This is a genomic window from Simplicispira suum, assembly GCF_003008595.1.
Lineage (GTDB): Bacteria > Pseudomonadota > Gammaproteobacteria > Burkholderiales > Burkholderiaceae_C > Simplicispira > Simplicispira suum.
The window spans coordinates 1-17910 of the sequence record NZ_CP027670.1 but is presented as its reverse complement, the minus strand read 5'-3'; the positions used below and the strand labels follow the sequence as shown (position 1 = coordinate 17910).

The following is a 17910-nucleotide window of genomic DNA, read 5'->3' as shown; positions in this document are numbered from 1 at the left end:
CTCCGAGTGGCCGCAAAATTGTGCGGAAAACTCTGTCGCCAGACGCTACCATACGGAAACCTCGTCTTAATGGTTTTCCGCTTATGTTGGTAGGTTACATGCGCGTGTCGTCGGACTCCGACCGCCAGAGCACGAACTTGCAGCGCGATGCGCTGCTCGCCGTCGGCGTCGATGCGCGGCATCTGTTCGAGGATCATGCTTCCGGCGCGAAGGACGACCGCGCGGGCCTGGCGCGGGCGCTCGAATTCGTTCGCCCTGGCGACGTGTTGGTCGTGTGGAAGCTCGACCGGCTCGGCCGTTCGTTGTCGCACTTGCTCGCCATCGTGACCTCGCTCAAGAAAAAGCAGGTGGCGTTCCGCTCGCTGACGGAGAACCTGGATACCACGACGCCCTCGGGCGAGTTTCTGTTCCAGGTGTTCGGCGCGCTCGCGCAGTACGAACGCGCCTTGATCCAGGAACGTGTCGTCGCCGGTCTGGCTGCCGCCCGCAAACGCGGCCGGATCGGCGGCCGGCCGCAGGCGATCACCGGCGAGAAGCTGGAGGCCATCGTCGCTGCGCTCGATGGCGGCATGTCCAAGGCGGCGGTGTGCCGCAACTTCGGCGTCAAGCGAACCACGCTGATCGAGACCCTGGCACGGGTTGGTTGGACGGGCTCTCGTGGAGCGTCATCGCGATGACGACCAAGAGCGAACGATTGACCGTCCTGTCGGACGCCGAGCAGGAAGCCCTGTACGGCCTGCCGGACTTCGACGACGCCCAGCGGCTGGAATACTTGGCGTTGACTGAAACCGAACTGGCGCTCGCCAGCAGCCGGCCTGGTCTCCATGCCCAGGTCTATTGCATCTTGCAGATCGGTTACTTCAAGGCCAAGCATGCCTTCTTCCGCTTCGACTGGAGTGAGGTCGAGCACGATTGCGCCTTCGTGCTGAGCCGCTACTTCCACGGCGAGTCCTTCGAGCACAAGCCAATCTCCAAGCACGAGCACTACACCCAGCGCGAGTGGATTGCCGATCTGTTCGGCTACCGGCCGTGGGCGGCCGAGTTCCTGGCGCAGCTCGCGCAGCAGGCCGCGCAGACCGTGCGGCGCGACGTGATGCCGGGGTTCATCGCCGCCGAGCTGATCGTCTGGCTAAACGAGCACAAGATCATCCGGCCCGGCTATACCACCCTGCAAGAGCTGGTGAGCGAAGCCCTGTCCGCCGAGCGTCGGCGGCTGGCTGGCCTGCTGTCGGAAGTGTTGGACGAATCGGCCAAGGCCGCGCTGGGTCGGCTTCTAGTGCGTGACGACACCCTGTCGCAATTGGCGGCGCTCAAGCAGGACGCCAAGGACTTTGGCTGGCGTCAGATGGCCCGCGAACGCGAAAAGCGCGCCACGCTGGAGCCGCTGCACCGGATCGCCAAGGCGCTGCTGCCCAAGCTCGGCGTCTCGCAGCAGAATCTGCTGTACTACGCCAGCCTGGCGAACTTCTACACCGTCCACGATCTACGCAACCTGAAGGCCGATCAGACCTACCTCTACCTGCTTTGCTATGCCTGGGTGCGCTACCGGCAGCTTTCCGACAACCTGGTCGATGCGATGGCCTACCACATGAAGCAGTTGGAGGACGAAAGCAGTGCGGGCGCAAAGCAATCCTTTGTCGCCGAGCAGGTGCGCCGTCAGCAAGACACACCGCAGGTCGGCCGCCTGCTGTCGCTTTACATCGACGACAGCGTGCCCGATCCCACGCCGTTCGGCGATGTGCGCCAGCGCGCCTACAAAATCATGCCCCGCGATACGCTGCAAACCACCGCGCAGCGCATGAGCGTGAAGCCGGTGAGCAAGCTGGCTTTGCACTGGCAGGCGGTGGACGGCCTGGCTGAGCGCATCCGCCGCCATCTTCGGCCGCTGTATGTCGCGCTCGACCTCGCTGGCACTGATCCGGGCAGCCCGTGGCTCGTGGCGCTGGCCTGGGCCAAGGACGTGTTCGCCAAACAGCAGCGCCTATCGCAACGGCCGCTCGCCGAATGTCCAGCGGCCACGCTGCCGAAACGCTTGCGACCGTACCTGCTGACCTTCGATGCCGATGGCAAGCCGACGGACCTGCATGCCGACCGCTACGAGTTCTGGCTGTACCGCCAGGTCAGGAAGCGCTTCCAGTCGGGTGAACTCTACCTCGACGACAGCTTGCAGCACCGGCATTTTTCCGACGAGCTGGTTTCGCTGGATGAGAAGGCCGCCGTGCTGGCGCAGATCGACATCCCGTTCCTGCGGCAGCCACTCGATGCCCAGCTCGATGCGCTCGCGACCGAGCTGCGCGCTCAGTGGCTGGCCTTCAACCGCGAGCTGAAGCAGGGCAAGCTGACGCACCTAGAATACGACAAGGACACGCAGAAGCTGACATGGCGCAAGCCCAAGGGCGAGAACCAGAAGGCGCGCGAGAAGGCGTTCTACGAGCAACTGCCGTTCTGCGACGTGGCCGACGTGTTCCGCTTCGTCAACGGCCAGTGCCAGTTCCTGTCGGCGCTGACGCCTTTGCAGCCGCGCTATGCGAAGAAGGTCGCCGACGCCGACAGCCTGATGGCGGTCATCATCGCGCAGGCGATGAACCACGGCAACCAGGTCATGGCACGCACCAGCGACATCCCGTACCACGTGCTGGAGAGCGCCTACCAACAGTACCTGCGCCACGCAACGCTGCACGCGGCCAACGACTGCATCAGCAACGCCATCGCCGCGCTGCCGATCTTCCCGTACTACTCGTTCGACCTCGATGCACTGTACGGTGCCGTCGATGGTCAGAAATTCGGCGTCGAGCGGCCGACCGTGAAAGCGCGCCACTCGCGCAAATACTTTGGGCGCGGCAAGGGCGTGGTCGCCTACACGCTGCTGTGCAACCACGTGCCGCTCAACGGCTACCTGATCGGCGCGCACGATTACGAGGCCCATCACGTGTTCGACATCTGGTATCGCAACACGTCGGACATCGTGCCGACCGCGATCACCGGCGACATGCACAGCGTCAACAAGGCCAACTTCGCTATCCTGCACTGGTTCGGCCTGCGTTTCGAGCCGCGCTTCACCGACCTTGGCGATCAGTTGAAGGAACTCTACAGTGCCGACGATCCGGCGCTGTACGATCAGTGCCTGATCCGGCCGGCCGGGAGAATCGACCGCGATCTCATAGTCAGCGAGAAGCCGAACCTCGACCAGATTGTCGCCACGCTCGGACTGAAGGAGATGACGCAGGGCACGCTGATCCGCAAGCTATGCACCTACACCGCGCCGAACCCCACGCGGCGCGCGGTGTTCGAGTTCGACAAGCTCATCCGCAGCATCTACACGCTGCGCTACCTGCGCGATCCGCAACTGGAGCGCAACGTTCACCGCTCACAGAACCGCATCGAGTCCTATCACCAGCTACGCTCAACCATCGCCCAGGTCGGCGGCAAGAAGGAATTGACCGGGCGCACCGACATCGAAATTGAGATCAGCAACCAGTGCGCCAGGCTGATCGCCAACGCGGTCATCTTCTACAACTCGGCCATCCTCTCGCGGCTGCTGATGAAGTACGAGGCGAGCGGCAACGCCAAGGCGCACGCTCTCCTGACCCAGATATCGCCGGCGGCCTGGCGGCACATCCTGCTGAACGGGCATTACACCTTCCAGAGCGACGGCAAGATGATCGACCTGGATGCGCTCGTGGCGGGGCTGGAGCTGGGATGACGGAAATTTCGGCGGTTCTGGCTTAGAACCCCAACAAACTCAAGTACATCGCGTACTTCGCACATGTCTGCGGTGGCCTCGCCGTCCTGCTTGGGGTTCTGCGCCTGAACGGCTATATCCCGGACTCCCTAGTCAGCGAATTAGAGGCCGTCTTTGGCGTCGGCATAGGCACATGGACAGTCTGGATGGGGGCTCGCGCCCTCAAAGTCCTGGGCAAGAACGAGGGTGGCGGCCGGTAATAGGGAGGTCGCCACTTGCTGCGGGGTTTCGGCGTCAATGGGCGGCGGCTGCCAGCAGAAGCCCACGCCCAAAGCGGGGTGTGTGGAACGCCGGGTTACTCGGTGCTCAGGCTGCAGCGCGACATGGCGTTGATCGCCGTATCGCCAGCATCATGCCGAGCGCCGCCATTGGCCAGGTGCAATTCGTACCAAGCTGCGATCACCCGCAAACTCTCTTCCGGATCTGCATCGAGTTCCGCAAATGCGAGCCCCGACGCAGCGCACACGTCTTCCAGTGGGCCGGAGTTGTAGGTGAACACTTCCGAGTCTGACGAGCACATGAGGGCTAGGGCACTGAAATCGAGCCCGTTTGGGATGTTGAGACGATACCGCATGATCACCCTTTCCACTATTGCATCATTAAGGGAACGTGGGCCAACATCCCGCTTTGGATGCCTTGGCTGATGGCTTGGGAAGCGCTGCGCAGGAGGCGGAAACCGCCGCCAGATTTGTCCATGTCTAAAATCTGCGAGCCATCGGGGAATTTGTCATGAACCACGTCATCGAGCGTGCCAATCACGTCCACAAGGCCGTAGGTCTTGGCCTCTTCGCCACTCCAGACTTCCCCGGTGAACAGATCCACCTTGCTCGTGAGTTTTCCCTTGCGATAAAAGCGCACCTGCTCTGCAAAGACTTTACCCATGCCGTCAACCAGCTCCTGGGCCTTTTCCACATCCCCCGCCTTGACGGGCGCATAGGGATTTAGCATGGCCTTGAGCTTGCCACTGGCGTAGGCGTTGTGCTGCACGCCCACTTTGCCGATGGCCTGTGAAAAATTCCATGAACTAAGAATGGCCCCAATAGAGCCGATGAGGCTGTATTTGCTTGCATAGATCTCATCACCATGCATAGCGATCATGTACCCGGCCGACGCACACATATTGGCGCACACGGAGTACAAGGGCTTGCCAGTTTCCTGTTTCTTGCGCGCAATAAAACTGCCGATCCGGTCGGCCTCAGCGGGGGAGCCGCCTGGGGAGTCGATATAAAGCACCACGGCGCTGGCGGAATCGTCATCGAACGCTTTTGCAAGTAATTTATTTACTGAGTCCGCATTGATCTTGGTGCTGTCGCCTGCGATGCCGCCTTCGATGCGAATGACCGGGACGTGTGCCTTGCTCTTTCCTGGCCCCAGATCGCTTGCCAACCAGACGCCCGCGAGACCCCATGCGGCCATCACGGCAACTAGCGCACGTTTAGCCCTCTTCCATCGGAGGTCGGATTTTTCTGAGGCGATCTGCACGCGAAGCAAATCCTCATTGCTCAGTGGGGTGGCGTTAGGTTTCTTTTTCCACATTCAACTATGACTTTCTTGTGCGGACGCGTCTCAGCAGATTAATCGTCCCAACTTGGGCCGAGCGAGTTGATCCAAAATGACGGCTCATCAGAAGATGAAAGCGAATTGGCCTCTGCAACTGCGGGGTTCATGTAAAAGTTGTCGGTCATGGGGTCCCCATAGAAGAACATTTCATCCCTTCTGAAGTCCATGTCGCTGCCCTTTACTTTCGAAAGCCCAGCACGAATCGCTTCGCCAACGTAATCAGCAGCCCCGTTGCCATAAGCAGGGCCGATCAGCTCATTGCCTTGAGAGAACCGGAAATATTTTGCTTCAAGCGCTTCAATTCGCGCATTGATTTCTTCGGCCGAATCTTCCCTGCCGCTGCGACCGAACAATTTCTGAATGGCGCTGATGAATCCCATGATGAACCTCTTACTGATTGCAATTGAATTATATCAATCAATCAATTCCAATTCAATAGTTCCCTGTGAATTGTTGCGCCAAAGCCCAATTGTTTACGAAATGACCCTCGTAAATTTTGGCGAGCGAGGGATTTGACCAGTTGACAAGAACGTTTTCACTGTTTTTGGTGGCGGCTGCTGTCGAATAGTTGTAGCTGCCCAACTGAACGTGCTGGTTGTCGATAATGATCACTTTGTCGTGGTGAATCGGAAAAACGTCGATGGTTCGCACTTGGGCGCCTGCGGTAGATAATGCAGATAGAGCCGCCTGCGTTTGTTTCGAGGCGCTTGCGCTCTTGCTATCGACAAGAACACTCACCCGCACGCCCCGGTGAGTTGCCTCCAAAAGTGATTTTGTGACGCGTGCGCTCGTAAATGCGTAGGCCATCAACTTGATTTCGGATTGGGCCGAGCGAAGCACCTTCAACACCAGCTCTTCGGCCCCTTTGTTGGGCGAAAACCCAACCTCAATGGTGCCGGTTGCAGGAGCTTTTTGTATTTGGGAGGTCGAGAGCGCCTGGCGAGCGGCGACGGTAGCCTCTTTGACCCAGGCTGGAGCCGGGGCGCCTACCAGGAGGCCGGTGGCAAGAACACAGATTGTTGTTGCAGTGCGTAGCAGCATGGATGCGCCTGGAATCAGAAAGGGGCTTCAGCATAGTTCCTGCCCCCTCGTATCCGCAACGGAAATACGCCCCTTTCGGCGCTGTTTGCGCTCTGCCCGCCGCTGCCCTGGCATCGCTCCCTTTGCCATTGCGGGCCCTCGTCGCAGCCCTCTTGTTGACGCCGGGAACCGCCTGAGCCCGCTCCCGGCGTTGCTGTGCGCGGCCCGCTTTGACTCGGGAGGGTTCGGTTCGCCAGTCAAGAGCTGGGGACGGCTTCTCGGCAACACCCAGCAGGGATCTCGGTACATCCCACAGATTGGGGTAACTGTTGTTGGCGAGTTGCTATGTGATTAGTTCAGCGCAGCGGCTGCCGCGGTCCCTCCGTGCCCCGTATATCGACGTTGAAGCCAGAGAGATACAACGTCCTGTTTTCGACTTCCAAGCCGCGATCCCGATAGGACGGGGCCGGGGAATCAAGGGGCTATTTCACCATCACCACCCAACTCGTACCACACCCTGAGGCCCATCTCTCTGCGGCTGGCTCCGCTAATCATCGACGCAGAGGAGTACATCATCAGCGTCTCAACATTGATGACGCGTGCATCCTGGTTCCGCGCTAACCAGACATTGAGCATTCCCTGCGCATCATTCGGCGACCCATTGAAGTCTTTGTGCCGCACTCGGGTGGGAGCGCTCCCTGCCGCTTTGTGCAGAAGATCCTGAATAGGGCTTAGGCCAGGCGTTTCCATACTGATTTCCTTGATCAGGCCGCGATGCCGTAGCGCGCAGAAAGCTCGGCAATGCGGTGTTCACGCTGGACCTCCAACGCATGGGATTCGGACGTGGCCAGGTCGGGCTTGGAGGCCACGGCTGCGCAGTAGCGCTCACTCTGTCGAACCAGGCCGACCAGCTCGCTCAGCTCTTTTTTCATGCTCTCAAAGACCATTGCTCTTTCCTTTACATCGGTTGGCCAACAACCGGCTCCACCGGAAAACCCATGAATACCTTTGGGACATCCTTGAGCGGGTATCCAGACTTCACATAAACCCTGTCCGCCCCGATCAGAACCTTGAACAAAGGCGACTGAGGTGTGTGGTTTGGGCCTGCGGAGGCGCTCAGATGCGCTTCCAGCTCACGGGCAGCCTTCTGTAAGTCCGGCTTGTTTGTCATTTGGCCCTGGCCCTTGGAGTCGGCCACTTCGGCACGAAGGCCCTCGATCTGCACCAGGGCCGCAAAAGCTCGGTCGCTGGTTTCCGGGCAGGCGTAGGCAATCATGAACGAGTTGACCAGGCTGCGGAGTAGTCCTGCCGTGTCATGGTTTTTCATCACCGACATGACAGCAAACTGATCCAGCCGCTCGGCCGGTGTTTGCAGAAATCGGTCAACACCCATGCCGTTGGCAATCTCTGCGAAAGCGTGGGTCAGAAACTCTTCGCGTTGAACAGGCGTCATCCGCTGCTGGGTGTGCGGATGCACTAGCTCCAAGCGAAACTGATGGGCCAACGCCATATCCACATGGGGCTTGATCAGCATAGCGATTGAGGCGTTCATATCCATCCTGTTTTCCGCTCAGCCCGTAACCTGAACGTCCACATGCACATCGTTGAGGTACAACGTGCCGTTTCCATCATCGATCCCGCCAGTCACGGCATTGCGCACGGCATCTTCAAGCTGCTCTTCGCTCGAATCCATTTCAGCCAGTTCTGCTCTGGTGACTTTCACTACGATTTTCATAGCCTCTTTCCTATGAGATTTGACGAGCCTTTTGGGCCCACTTAGCCCATGCATGCACACTGCATGCAGAGCTACGGAACTCTTGTCCAGGACGCCGCCATTCAACTGCTGCGGAGGTGAAGCGATTGGCGGGGATGAGCCGCACAACCTCGCGTGTTTTGCCATCACGCGCAAACCGCGTGCCTGGCTTAATCTCTGCAGAGGACATGGGTGATTTCCTTCGCTATGCAGCCGCTTTTGCAGCCGCCCAGGCATCGGCCCAGATTGCCTTCATCTCGTCACCTGCAGGATCATTCCAATCACGCTGATACTTTTTCTCGAATGCGGCCTGCATTTCAACTACGGCCGCACTATCTTTTGATGGCGAGAATAGCGGTCCAATGAAACCCTCCCCATCGCGAACCCAGGACTGGCGGCCACCATTTGTGAAGCGAACAAAATCCTCACCATCGCGCTTCTCGCAAATCTCAGCAGGTCTAGCCGGAACAACGTACCAATAGACCCCTGGTGCTAAATCAGATGGCTTGACATCATGACACTGCATCGCGCTCTTTCCTTCAGGTCAAACGGACTTCGCATGCTTGGCTAACGAGGTAGCCGAGGCCTGCGATCTTGTGCTCGTGCTTAGGCTCGAACGAGCGAAGATGAGCCATCACCACACGGTTCAGGAGCGAGGGAGCTTCAGTGTCATCGAAGCCCTCACGAAACACGATCTCGCCTTCGGGCGCTGGTTGGCCAGCAAACAAATGGTCCAGCAGCCGCGTGTAGTCATTCCCGCGCTTGAACTCATCAGGCACCGCATCAAAAGGCGGCAACAGCTTGGTAGTGCCGAAGGCAATTTCGACATCCGTGATGGTGTTCAGCGACTCGCGCTTCAGCTTGAACTCAGGCATGGTGATTTCCTTCTACCAAGTCTTTGCCTGGTTGTCGATCGCGACGCACAGCTCAGCTACGCGCCTCGCGCCACGTATAACTGCGGGCGGTGTGTCGTCGGTATTGCCCTGGGCGTAGAAGTCGGCATCACTCTTCAGGTATCGCAACTGGGTCGCGTCCACCTCGATGGTGACGCGGCTCCCCGCCCGCTTCACCTCAACTGCCATCTGCGACGGCTCATCTACAGCTTGGCGCTCGCTGTAGTCGTCCCAGTACGTCGCGGGGATAGTGAGCTGCACTATGGTCTTTCCTTCGGTTTAGTTTGCACTCGATGGCGCAGATAGTTGCACTTCGCGCCGTGCGCAACCAGAACGGGCATCGGCCACATTGTCAAACCCCTTGACTCCGCAACCTGGGTCTTCGCTGCAAAATTCCCACTCGCTCTTGAGCGTGACGATGATCGAGTTGCCAATATCTCGCTCGTCATCGACGGCCGAGATCCAAGGCTGCTTGCGAAGGGCATCAAGTGTCTTGCTCATGGCGCTTTCCTCTACTTGAATTGGCGTCTAACTGCGGTCACATGACCACCCTTGCTTTGCCCTTGCACGCGGGCCAGCTCAGACCGAAGCAGCACCAGCATTTCAGCCTCGCTGCATGCGAATCTGTCAGTCACATGGGCCTCGGCCAATAGACGCGCATCATCCGTTACCCCGGCACGAAATGCGTTCCTGGCAGCAACACGGGCAATACTTCTGTGAATGTGGTCAGACACAGCTTTCCTCTCAGGCCCGGAGGCTGTCAATCTTCACGCCATTGGGCTGGATGACGTTGCGAGCGATATTGCGGTAGTCATCCAGGATTAGCAGTTCGCCCGCATCCGGGTATGCCAGTCGTTGAGCCAACCGCAGCAGTTCGCTGTAGGTCGGCAGCGCAGCATTGCTCGTGTGGGCGTCCGCCACTTCCACTGCCTCGATTTGCGATGCGTTCATGATGAACTTCCTTCGTTAAGTTGGCTCTATTATGACGTTTATATAAACGCTGTCAAGTCCTTTTGATGCGCTTGCTGGCGGCGATCAGAGCACGGTTCACCACGGCCTTGTTTGTTCCCCCATAGCCGTCCGCGAGCAGCGCATTCAGTGCTGCGTGCCCCTCGGCATCGAGATCCACCAGCAAGCGCTTGCCCTTGGCTTCCGCCAGGCGCTCAAGGTGCGCCTTCGCGCGCTCAGTGCGCGTCGTATCACCCTGGGGGGCCTTTTTCTTCGCGGCCATCACGCAGGAACCACAGTGATGCGATGAATGCGCGGACGCTTCGCCTTGCTGGCCTGGTACAGGTCGTACTGCATCTGCATGCCTGCCCAGAGTTCAGGACTCGTTCCAAACGCGCTTGCCAGGCGAAAAGCCATGTCAGGGGAAATTCCCGAATGCCCCGAGACGATGCGTGTCAGCGTGACGCGGTTCACGCCGAGCTGCTGGGCCGCGTCCGTTACGGTCACCTCTCCAAGGTATTCGCGCAGGACTTCGCCGGGGTGCGGAGGGTTGTGCATCTTGGTCATGTCTTTCTCTCAGTGGTAGTCCAGGTAGTCCACCAATACAGCGTCGGTTCCGTCGAAGGTGAAAACCATGCGCCAGTTGCCATTCACGGTGACGGCCCAATGCCCTTTTAGGCCACCTTTCAATGGGTGAAGCGCCCAAGCAGGAGCCGACATGTCTTCGGGCTTGGTTGCCTGGTTGAGGGCCGCCAGTTGCAAACGCAGCCGAGGGGCGTGTGCAGCTTGAATGCCCGCCTTGCTCCCTGTCTCAAAATACCGCTGCAGCCCTTTGTGCCTGAAGCTCTTGATCATTGTTGATATTGTAGTGTGTAGCGCATCGCGCATCAATAGAGCAATCAAACCGCCTCGGAAAACATCGCCTGCAGCGTGGCCTGGTCAACATCCACGTAGCGCTGCGAGCAATCGATACTGGTGTGCCCAAGAAGCTGTGCCACGGTCTCCATGTCGCCCGTGGTGGCCAGCACCTTGCTGGCGAACGTGCGGCGTCCTGAGTGGCTGGAACCACCCTTGATGCCCGCGCGCTGGTACAGCCTGGTCACATGCGACTGCAGGCTGTCGCAGGCCTTGTAATCGCGGCTCTCGCCCGTTTCCAGTACACGCCGCTTGGTGTTCTGGGACATCCCGTCGCCACGGCTGCTGTAAATCAGCGGCTGGTGAGGCAGTAGTCCACGGTACTGACCATGCACGAAGGCGGCTCCAATGCCCTTTTCGATGCGATACAGCAGGTAGGTCTCCAGGGCCTGGATGGCAGGCCTGGACACCAGGTAAGCGCATCGCTGGCGACACCCCTTGGTGATCGCCTCGCGCATGCTGATTTCGCTGCGCAGCTTGCCCGAGGCGTGCATCACATCGGCCACGGTGATGCGCGAAATCTCGGTGATCCGCATGCCGCAGTGGTGACCCAGCATCAGAACGAGCACATCTCGCTCCGGGTAGCGGGACGTGGCCTGGGTGATCTTGATGAGGCGGTTGAACTGCCCTTGGTGGAGGGTCTTGGCGCGTGTTATGTCCTGCATGCTGCTCTCTGTAATTCGATGGGGCTGACGAAATGCAGAGAGGGAGCCGCGTAGGCTCTTTTTCGATCATATCCCGCGCCATTCCTCAGCATCAAGGAAAGTTGGATAACGGAGCACCAAAGAAAAAAGCCACCGGAACCGAAGTTCGCAGTGGCCTTTTGGGGTGTGGCATTTACATGCCTGGAGACGGTGAATCGTCTTTGTCCACTTGCTTTGCAAGCTGGTGTTCATCCGCCTCGGCACGCAACGCTGCGAGATCGTGCCCACTAAGCGCGGGCAACGCCTCGGCCAACGGCACGTATTTGGCGAGATAGTTCAAATAGGGCATATCGCTCACGATCTCAACGTCTGGATCGTTCGCGTCATACTCCGTGACTTTGGAGTCGTAGAAGTTGGAGCCTCGCACTGAAATGCTGCGCTCCGGCTTGCTTTCAAAGGCATCGACCACCGCCTGCAGGCGTGACTGGATCGCCACAGCCTCCGCAATGTCATTGACTACGAAGCTGACATTGCATGTCATGCCAGTTGCCAAATACGATGAATCGACGCCCTGCACCTGCATCAACGCTTCATGCGCGAAGTTTGCGCTCTCCGACTTATCGTAAGAGCCAGCCCATGCATGAGACGCACCATGAAGTCGCTGGTTGACATACTCCCAACCCGCGCCGAAGTCATCAGGCAGCGAGAATGTGAGTGTCGTTTCCGACAACGAAACTGCGCGGCTAGGCTTTGCTTCTGCCACGTTTCCGTGCAGATTCCGAGCTGAAATTTCAGCGCGAGCATCCGCCATAGTCTTTGCCTGCAGCGCGGTATGCTGAATCTCGTAGATCAGATTGAGCAAGAGTCGTTGGTTCACGACGGTGTAGCCGCCTTCGCAGCCCTCATCGGATTCCGAATTGAGAAGTTGGATGGCCAGCTCCTCGATGCTCGGTGGCGACGAGATCTCATGGGCAAGTGCTTCGACCTGAGAGCCCGCCTCGTTGACGAGGAAGATCAGATCGTCCTCATGCTCCACCGTACCGTTTTCCGTCAAGACCTTGAGTACCTGATACCGGCCTGAAGAAAAGCCGTTATCCGGGTCGGTCCACCAGACAGTTGAACCCGCCTTGATCTGAGGAAGTCGCTTGACGCTGACCAGAACGTACCCGGGGTAGGCGTTCTCCGCTTGCTCCTGGGCGTGCTCTTTATCCTCGGCCTGGCAGGTGAACCAGATCGGCTCGTTGTCGATGTCGGCGAGGCGCACCTGGAAGGTGCTGAGTGTGTATTGCATGGTTGCTCCAAAAAGTGAAGTCACCACGCCCCACGGGGATAGGTGACCCCGTGGGTTGAAATTTGCTCCGGCAAGCCCGAGGGCTTGTCATTCGTCGTCAGGCTGCTTCAGCGGCCGATTCGCTGCTTTCTTGCGCATCGGTTTGGGGCATTTCGTCTTCAAACAGTTCGCGGATGTAAGCGTCATCGGTCAGGAAGACCGTTGCACCAGATTCAGTCGATTCAGCTCAGCCCCGGACAAGTTGTCCAAGCCAAACTCTTCGACCGTCTCTCCCGAATTGTAGGGCGCCCCGCTTGAAGCATCCCACTGGATCATGCCGCCATCTCCATCACGGCCAAGCACCTCGCCATCCGCAAGCAATGATGCAGACGTTAAGGTGGATGGTTCAATGAAATTCGACATTTTCCGTTCTCCTAAAAAAGAGACGGACACCGGCCCGAGGGCAACAGATGCCCGTCAGGGTGGTTGAAATTTTCAGTACCCTCGCCTGATGCGCCTGCGCTGGTTGCGCTGGATTGCACTCATGGTTGGGTACTTCCAGATCGGTGTCTGCGTACAGATCCCCGCTCTGCGGTTGATGCGTTGATCAAGTGACCCGGAGGCCATCTTGTTCAGCCATGCATGCCTTGCAGGTGTGAAATTCAGCAATTCGCCGTCGCGGAACATCCATGTCTTGGGAGCACGGTTCACGAAGGCTCTGATCTCGTTGATCTCAGGCGTCATGCTACTCGCTCCACCTGGTCAAGGTAGAGTCCACCATTGAGTTGCGCTCGCAGATTCCTCTCGTTGCCGAGGTACTGCTTGTCCCTATCAGGCCCATAGGTGCCGTCAGGCCAGAAGTATTGCCCATGAGCTTTGTTCCAGCCGCACAGCTCTTCCTCGAAGGCCTCAAACTCTCGACCGTCTGCCGCACGGATCCTGAAAAGGTCTGAGCCCTCATCATCGTCCTTCGGCAGCGGCCCAGATGTCACAGTGACCGTCTGGCCCGTGTAGTTCCGCATGCGAGCGTGCTCTGGCATTTCTGCCTGCTGCATTTCTGCATAGAACTCATACTGCCGACCAACGATGATTGGCGGGAAATCATCGGCATTGAAATTTGACATTTTCCGTTCTCCTAAAAAAGAGACGGACACCGGCCCTGGTGGGCGCAGGGCCCGTCAGGGTGGTTAAGTTGGCTTTCGCCGGTTGAATGCTGATTCGCCTTTGGGGCGCGGCCAGCTACCGCATCAGTCCAGGGCACTAAGCCATGGGGATGAATTCGCTTTCCAAAACACCCGTGGCGGATGCTTGGGAAAGCCCCGTGCCCGAGGGCACGAGGGGTTCGTGGGGGCGGTTCAGGCCTCGGGACTCATCAGCAGGCGACCACGGTGCCAATGAATTCCTTCACGGCGCGCATGCCTTCAGCTCCGATGTGCCAGTGCGGCGCTCCGGTGTCGAGCAAGAGTCCATCGTGGTTCTTGCTTTCCATCAGGGTGCTGCGGTAGTACCGGCTGACGAACTGGCCCAGCGGCCCGAAGACCGTATGGTCCTGCGCCGCATCGAAGAATTCGACCAGCGGTTCGTCCTTGTCGTGCACCAGGCAGTCATTGAGGCCGTAGCGCTCGCCCTTGGCCACGATGCGGACGTTGAAGCCCTCGATCCGGATGGATTTCAGGAGGAAGGCTTCGCTCTTGGCCACGGCGGCGGTGAACTCCGGAACCACGCCGGGCCCCGAGAGGTCCGTCATGACTTCGAAGAGGCCGCTGTCGGTGGCCAGGGCCATGGCTTTGCGCAGGGCCTGCAGGGCGCGGGCTTGTTGGGGGTTGATGGACATCAGTGCTTCTCCTTTGTGAAAAAAGGCGGGCACTGGCCCCAGCGGGCATCAAGTGCCCGCAGAGGGGGGAAAGGTTTGTCAGTTCTGCTCGCAGGATCCGGCAGGAGCCAGGTCGAGGTCGAGAACGAATGCTTGGGCGTCTTCCATGGTCAAGCGGTCGCCTGACAGCTTGGCTGTGTCGGCTTGCTCTTCATTGAACGTCAGGGGGCGCATTGTTGGCCCTCGGTGGACGTAGAACGAGGATTGGCCGAGTTCCAACCGATAAGGCTTGTCGGGCAACATGCGTTGCGGGTAGGGCGCCGCAGGAGAGAGGTTTGCAGCGAGCACGGTCCTGTCGGCCAGCACATCCAAGATGGCTTCAAACGTCAGGCCCGTGGCTTTGTGAGCTTTGGCTTGCATTTTTGGCATTCAGGCTTCGTAGCTCACTTTGGCCACCAGATCGACGGGCGGCGTGTCGTTTTCAACGAGTTCCGCACCGCTGGCTAGCGAGACTCCGATGAAGAAGTCTTCAAGGAAGTCGATGCCAATGTGGTCATGGAAGCAGTCGAACACCTGGCAGGCGATTTCGGATTTCTCCGCATCGGTCAGGGCGGCGGGGTTCACGGCGCGCTTGAGGTGGACCTCGAAGTCGTATGTGCCGGGGATGCTGCGGTCTTCTTCGCTGCTGGCGTCCCCAGTGACGGTGACTTTGCAGTGCAGTTCTGTTGTGAGGGGTGCGGGCATTGGATTCTCCAAAATGCGCGAGCCCCAGGCCCGAGGGCATGAAGCCCGTGCGGGTTGAGTTTGCTCTTTTGAGCGTTTTTGCTGTTTTCGCCCTGGGGCACGGCCTAGCTACCGTTCCAACGTCTGGTGCGTTACGCGCCAGGACAGAAGACTTTCCGAAGCGCCATGGTTGGACGCTTTGGAAAGCCCCATCCGAAGATGGAGGCTTAGGTTGGATTATGCGTGCGGAGCAGTATTGCTGCGCTTGGCTTGTGCTCCTCGGTCACGCACGATTTCGCGGTCAACGCGCAGCATCTCGTTCTTGATGCCTTTGTAGGCACCCGTCAGCGGCGCGAAGTACAGCTTGAGGCTGTCGCGGAAGATGCGGCGGATCTGGAGGGAGTTGGTTGTGGTTTTCACTTCAACATCTCCTTGACGAGCCCGAAGCTCGATTAGGCGGTGTATAGAGCGAATAGTAGCAAATCGATGGTCAACAGGCTATGGGCTGCGATTTCGATTGCCGTGTGGGTGAAGGGACTGACGCCGAGTCTTGCGATCCATGCGGCAGCCAGGTCAAGGCCGACTGCGATGGCTCCCAGGACGACGAATGTGATCGTGCCGAAGAGCATGTGCAGCAGTTGTTCCTTGACCAGTGCGTGACCATTGGCCATGTACGGGTCTCCTGAAGGGGATGGGCGGCGGGGTTGCTCCACCCACCCGAGCCGCTTTCGCGGACTGTTGAGGGGTGTCGTCAGAGCGCCAGAAGGGCTTTGCCGAGCGTTTCGCGTTGCTGTTCATCGAGCAGGCCATCGGGGACGAATGCCCAGGCTGCTGGGCGGTCATCGACGATCCACTTCACTTCGGGTACGCCGAATTTCACGCGGGGGAATTGCTGAGCAAGAGACTCCATTCCTTTGAGCACGGCCTGTTCGACCTCTGCTTGGGGCTTGAGGGTCTTGTACCAGTCGGAGGCTTGGTCTTTGGGGTCGCCTCTGTCTTCGCTTTCGCGGGAGGAGTATTCCACCTCGTAGAGCAGACCAAACTGGCCGTCCATGCGCACCACGAAGGTGATTTCATCCCACATCTGGGCGCGCAGGCGTTCCAGCAGTTCGGGATCGCCTTCGAGCAGCTCCAGCGGCTTGTTGGCCTCATTGTGGCGGTTGATGTCGCCCCACCGGTCGGTGAGGTTTTGCGAGATCCGCCATTCGGTCTGGGGGCAGTGAGGCTTTTCCCGACTTCGCGCACGAGGGCCAAGGGGTCCAGCTTGTAGTGGACGCCATGGATGCCGTAGGTGCGTTCCATATCTTCGACGCGGGGCTTCACGTAGTCGTGGCAGCAGTCGCCGAGGCCAAAGCCGGTGTCCTGGTTGTGGAACTGGCGGCCTTGGGTGTGCTGGCCGCAGCAGGTGCAGGTCAGGGTACGAACAGGCTTGGCCAGGTCGGGGTGGGCTTTGGGGGTGGTTTGTGTCATGGCATTCTCCGAAAAGAAGCGAGGCACACCCCCATGCGGGAGGTGTGTTCCCGCAGGGGTTAAAAAATGGGGCGGCGCTCTGGGGTGAGCAGGCGCCTGGGTTTTTGCAGGGGCTGTTGCCGTCCTGCGTTGGGGGAGTAGCTAGCGGGCAAGCCCGCTGGGATCTTTGAACAGCCTATTCGGCGAGGTACCAGCACCAACTACCAGCGCCAATGGCGTAGGTCTTGATGGGACTTCCGCCGACGATCAGCGTCTCAGCAGCGAACACTTCTTCCTCCGCCTGGTCGTCATGAGCATCCTTCGAGATGAATGCGTCTCGCGCACCGTTGTAGCTCAAGTCAGGCATGTGCTTGAGAAGGCTATGACCCGCTTCGAGAGTGAAGCGGGGCATGGCCCAACCGTTCCAATGCCGGCCGTTGGAATAGGCCGAGACCGTCACGTCATCGGGCAGCCAATCGGCGCCAATTTTCACCAGCGAAAAGGCTGGCAAAGTTGCGGCCTTTGCGCTTGCTTCGGCTGCCAGGTCTTTGGCCTCTTCCACAAGCATCCACTCAGCGTCCTGCCTTGCGGACAGGGGAAAATTCAAAGACATCCTTTCTCGGGTCGAGAAATGGGTGGCTGTCTCCAAGCATCCCCAACCATCAGCGTTGGACCAAAAGGCGCCAGGAGCGCCCAAGGGTTCGCCGGCCTCACTCAAAGAGCGGATGACGTATCGCACTTGGCCGCTCGTTTCGATTGCCTCCTCATCCGGCGCCACTGGAATTCCAAGGGGCTTCGCCAATTCGGCAAATTTTGTGGAGACGCCGCCAGTGCTCTCCGGGTCGCTCTTGTAGTTGTCCCAATCGAAGACCGCTACTTCAACGCCTTCATCGAAAACAGGTTCAGCGATCCCTCCGCGGACAACGACCAGTACACGAGGCACCGGAGGTTGTTTGCAGGGGGCGGTGATGTCTTCTACGAACGCGCCTTCAGCAGGTTCTACCAATTGGGCGGCGGCTGCACATGCCGCCTGCTTCGACTGCAAATCAGTGTTTTCGGACTTGATGTACAAGCCCTCTTCGATGCCGGTCTCGACATCCTCCACATGATGCTCTGCGCAGGCCAGAAGGACCTTGAGGATGTTCCGATCGATTGCTACTTTGCTCATGTTCTTCTCCAA

The 17910-nt window shown here is 59.0% G+C and carries 30 protein-coding genes; 2 read left to right on the top strand and 28 right to left on the bottom strand.

The annotated features are described in order from the left end of the window. Positions 1 to 83: 83 nt before the first annotated feature. Together C6571_RS18260 and C6571_RS18255 are read left to right on the top strand one after the other, a co-directional pair. The gene (locus C6571_RS18260) at positions 84 to 677 is read left to right on the top strand and encodes a recombinase family protein (RefSeq protein WP_012435588.1); all 594 of its coding nucleotides are present in this window, start codon (positions 84 to 86) and stop codon (positions 675 to 677) included. Then, complete coding sequence (locus tag C6571_RS18255) at positions 674 to 3703, top strand: Tn3 family transposase (RefSeq protein ID WP_012077404.1); 3030 nt, start codon at positions 674 to 676, stop codon at positions 3701 to 3703. Before C6571_RS18260 ends, C6571_RS18255 begins: the two co-directional genes overlap by 4 nt. 334 nt (positions 3704 to 4037) lie before the next feature. On the opposite strand, the gene C6571_RS18245 is transcribed toward C6571_RS18255, so the two are convergent. The 28 genes from C6571_RS18245 to C6571_RS18125 form a co-directional block, all read right to left on the bottom strand. Further along, entirely contained in the window at positions 4038 to 4316 is a 279-nt protein-coding gene (locus tag C6571_RS18245; RefSeq protein WP_013516305.1) for a hypothetical protein, read from the bottom strand. Between the two features lie 14 nt (positions 4317 to 4330). After that, on the bottom strand, positions 4331 to 5278 hold the full coding sequence (locus C6571_RS18240) for a S49 family peptidase (protein ID WP_013516304.1): 948 nt from the start codon (positions 5276 to 5278) through the stop codon (positions 4331 to 4333). A gap of 38 nt (positions 5279 to 5316) precedes the next feature. Then, positions 5317 to 5682, bottom strand: coding sequence for a hypothetical protein (locus tag C6571_RS18235; protein WP_013516303.1), 366 nt, complete (start codon positions 5680 to 5682; stop codon positions 5317 to 5319). Between the two features lie 52 nt (positions 5683 to 5734). Next, positions 5735 to 6343: a phospholipase D family nuclease gene (locus C6571_RS18230; RefSeq protein ID WP_106448351.1), complete on the bottom strand. Its 609-nt coding sequence runs from the start codon at positions 6341 to 6343 to the stop codon at positions 5735 to 5737. A 453-nt stretch (positions 6344 to 6796) separates the two neighbouring features. Beyond that, the gene (locus C6571_RS19620; protein ID WP_146139381.1) at positions 6797 to 7072 is read right to left on the bottom strand and encodes a hypothetical protein; all 276 of its coding nucleotides are present in this window, start codon (positions 7070 to 7072) and stop codon (positions 6797 to 6799) included. A gap of 14 nt (positions 7073 to 7086) precedes the next feature. Then, a complete protein-coding gene (locus tag C6571_RS18225; protein ID WP_106448350.1) occupies positions 7087 to 7269 on the bottom strand; it encodes a hypothetical protein in 183 nt (60 codons plus the stop codon). An 11-nt stretch (positions 7270 to 7280) separates the two neighbouring features. Continuing rightward, positions 7281 to 7880, bottom strand: a complete 600-nt coding sequence (locus tag C6571_RS18220) for a hypothetical protein (protein WP_106448349.1) — start codon at positions 7878 to 7880, stop codon at positions 7281 to 7283. Between the two features lie 12 nt (positions 7881 to 7892). After that, on the bottom strand, positions 7893 to 8057 hold the full coding sequence (locus C6571_RS19780) for a hypothetical protein (RefSeq protein WP_170094853.1): 165 nt from the start codon (positions 8055 to 8057) through the stop codon (positions 7893 to 7895). Positions 8058 to 8280: 223 nt separating this feature from the next. Beyond that, a complete protein-coding gene (locus tag C6571_RS19615) occupies positions 8281 to 8601 on the bottom strand; it encodes a hypothetical protein (protein ID WP_146139380.1) in 321 nt (106 codons plus the stop codon). Positions 8602 to 8614: 13 nt separating this feature from the next. Beyond that, the gene (locus C6571_RS18215; protein ID WP_170094851.1) at positions 8615 to 8950 is read right to left on the bottom strand and encodes a hypothetical protein; all 336 of its coding nucleotides are present in this window, start codon (positions 8948 to 8950) and stop codon (positions 8615 to 8617) included. 12 nt (positions 8951 to 8962) lie between these two features. After that, entirely contained in the window at positions 8963 to 9229 is a 267-nt protein-coding gene (locus tag C6571_RS18210) for a hypothetical protein (RefSeq protein ID WP_106448348.1), read from the bottom strand. Positions 9230 to 9247: 18 nt separating this feature from the next. Further along, positions 9248 to 9469 carry a hypothetical protein gene (locus C6571_RS18205; RefSeq protein WP_106448347.1) on the bottom strand — a complete coding sequence of 74 codons (222 nt, stop codon included), beginning with the start codon at positions 9467 to 9469 and terminating at the stop codon, positions 9248 to 9250. Positions 9470 to 9712: 243 nt separating this feature from the next. After that, entirely contained in the window at positions 9713 to 9919 is a 207-nt protein-coding gene (locus C6571_RS18200; protein ID WP_106448346.1) for a hypothetical protein, read from the bottom strand. A gap of 52 nt (positions 9920 to 9971) precedes the next feature. Next, positions 9972 to 10199 (bottom strand): hypothetical protein, encoded by a 228-nt coding sequence (locus C6571_RS18195; protein ID WP_106448345.1) that lies wholly within the window; start codon positions 10197 to 10199, stop codon positions 9972 to 9974. Beyond that, on the bottom strand, positions 10199 to 10483 hold the full coding sequence (locus C6571_RS18190; RefSeq protein ID WP_106448344.1) for a HigA family addiction module antitoxin: 285 nt from the start codon (positions 10481 to 10483) through the stop codon (positions 10199 to 10201). The genes C6571_RS18195 and C6571_RS18190 overlap by 1 nt, the downstream gene beginning before the upstream one ends. Before the next feature lie 9 nt (positions 10484 to 10492). Then, positions 10493 to 10771: a type II toxin-antitoxin system RelE/ParE family toxin gene (locus C6571_RS18185; protein ID WP_106448343.1), complete on the bottom strand. Its 279-nt coding sequence runs from the start codon at positions 10769 to 10771 to the stop codon at positions 10493 to 10495. Between the two features lie 44 nt (positions 10772 to 10815). Then, entirely contained in the window at positions 10816 to 11496 is a 681-nt protein-coding gene (locus tag C6571_RS18180) for a tyrosine-type recombinase/integrase (protein ID WP_106448342.1), read from the bottom strand. Between the two features lie 172 nt (positions 11497 to 11668). Continuing rightward, positions 11669 to 12766 carry a hypothetical protein gene (locus C6571_RS18175; protein ID WP_106448341.1) on the bottom strand — a complete coding sequence of 366 codons (1098 nt, stop codon included), beginning with the start codon at positions 12764 to 12766 and terminating at the stop codon, positions 11669 to 11671. A 189-nt stretch (positions 12767 to 12955) separates the two neighbouring features. Further along, positions 12956 to 13168, bottom strand: a complete 213-nt coding sequence (locus tag C6571_RS19610) for a hypothetical protein (protein ID WP_146139379.1) — start codon at positions 13166 to 13168, stop codon at positions 12956 to 12958. Between the two features lie 72 nt (positions 13169 to 13240). Beyond that, complete coding sequence (locus tag C6571_RS18170) at positions 13241 to 13489, bottom strand: hypothetical protein (protein ID WP_013516275.1); 249 nt, start codon at positions 13487 to 13489, stop codon at positions 13241 to 13243. Beyond that, positions 13486 to 13869: a hypothetical protein gene (locus tag C6571_RS18165; RefSeq protein ID WP_013516274.1), complete on the bottom strand. Its 384-nt coding sequence runs from the start codon at positions 13867 to 13869 to the stop codon at positions 13486 to 13488. The genes C6571_RS18170 and C6571_RS18165 overlap by 4 nt, the downstream gene beginning before the upstream one ends. A 248-nt stretch (positions 13870 to 14117) precedes the next feature. After that, a complete protein-coding gene (locus tag C6571_RS18160) occupies positions 14118 to 14579 on the bottom strand; it encodes a hypothetical protein (protein ID WP_013516273.1) in 462 nt (153 codons plus the stop codon). Between the two features lie 78 nt (positions 14580 to 14657). Then, the gene (locus C6571_RS18155) at positions 14658 to 14978 is read right to left on the bottom strand and encodes a hypothetical protein (RefSeq protein WP_013516272.1); all 321 of its coding nucleotides are present in this window, start codon (positions 14976 to 14978) and stop codon (positions 14658 to 14660) included. A gap of 9 nt (positions 14979 to 14987) precedes the next feature. Further along, positions 14988 to 15302, bottom strand: coding sequence for a hypothetical protein (locus tag C6571_RS18150; RefSeq protein WP_013516271.1), 315 nt, complete (start codon positions 15300 to 15302; stop codon positions 14988 to 14990). A 216-nt stretch (positions 15303 to 15518) separates the two neighbouring features. After that, positions 15519 to 15701, bottom strand: coding sequence for a hypothetical protein (locus tag C6571_RS18145; protein WP_013516270.1), 183 nt, complete (start codon positions 15699 to 15701; stop codon positions 15519 to 15521). Between the two features lie 32 nt (positions 15702 to 15733). Continuing rightward, entirely contained in the window at positions 15734 to 15952 is a 219-nt protein-coding gene (locus tag C6571_RS18140) for a hypothetical protein (protein WP_106448338.1), read from the bottom strand. Positions 15953 to 16032: 80 nt separating this feature from the next. Then, complete coding sequence (locus tag C6571_RS19605) at positions 16033 to 16365, bottom strand: hypothetical protein (RefSeq protein WP_146139378.1); 333 nt, start codon at positions 16363 to 16365, stop codon at positions 16033 to 16035. A 561-nt stretch (positions 16366 to 16926) separates the two neighbouring features. Further along, on the bottom strand, positions 16927 to 17898 hold the full coding sequence (locus tag C6571_RS18125) for a hypothetical protein (protein WP_106448439.1): 972 nt from the start codon (positions 17896 to 17898) through the stop codon (positions 16927 to 16929). Between the last annotated feature and the right edge of the window lie 12 nt (positions 17899 to 17910).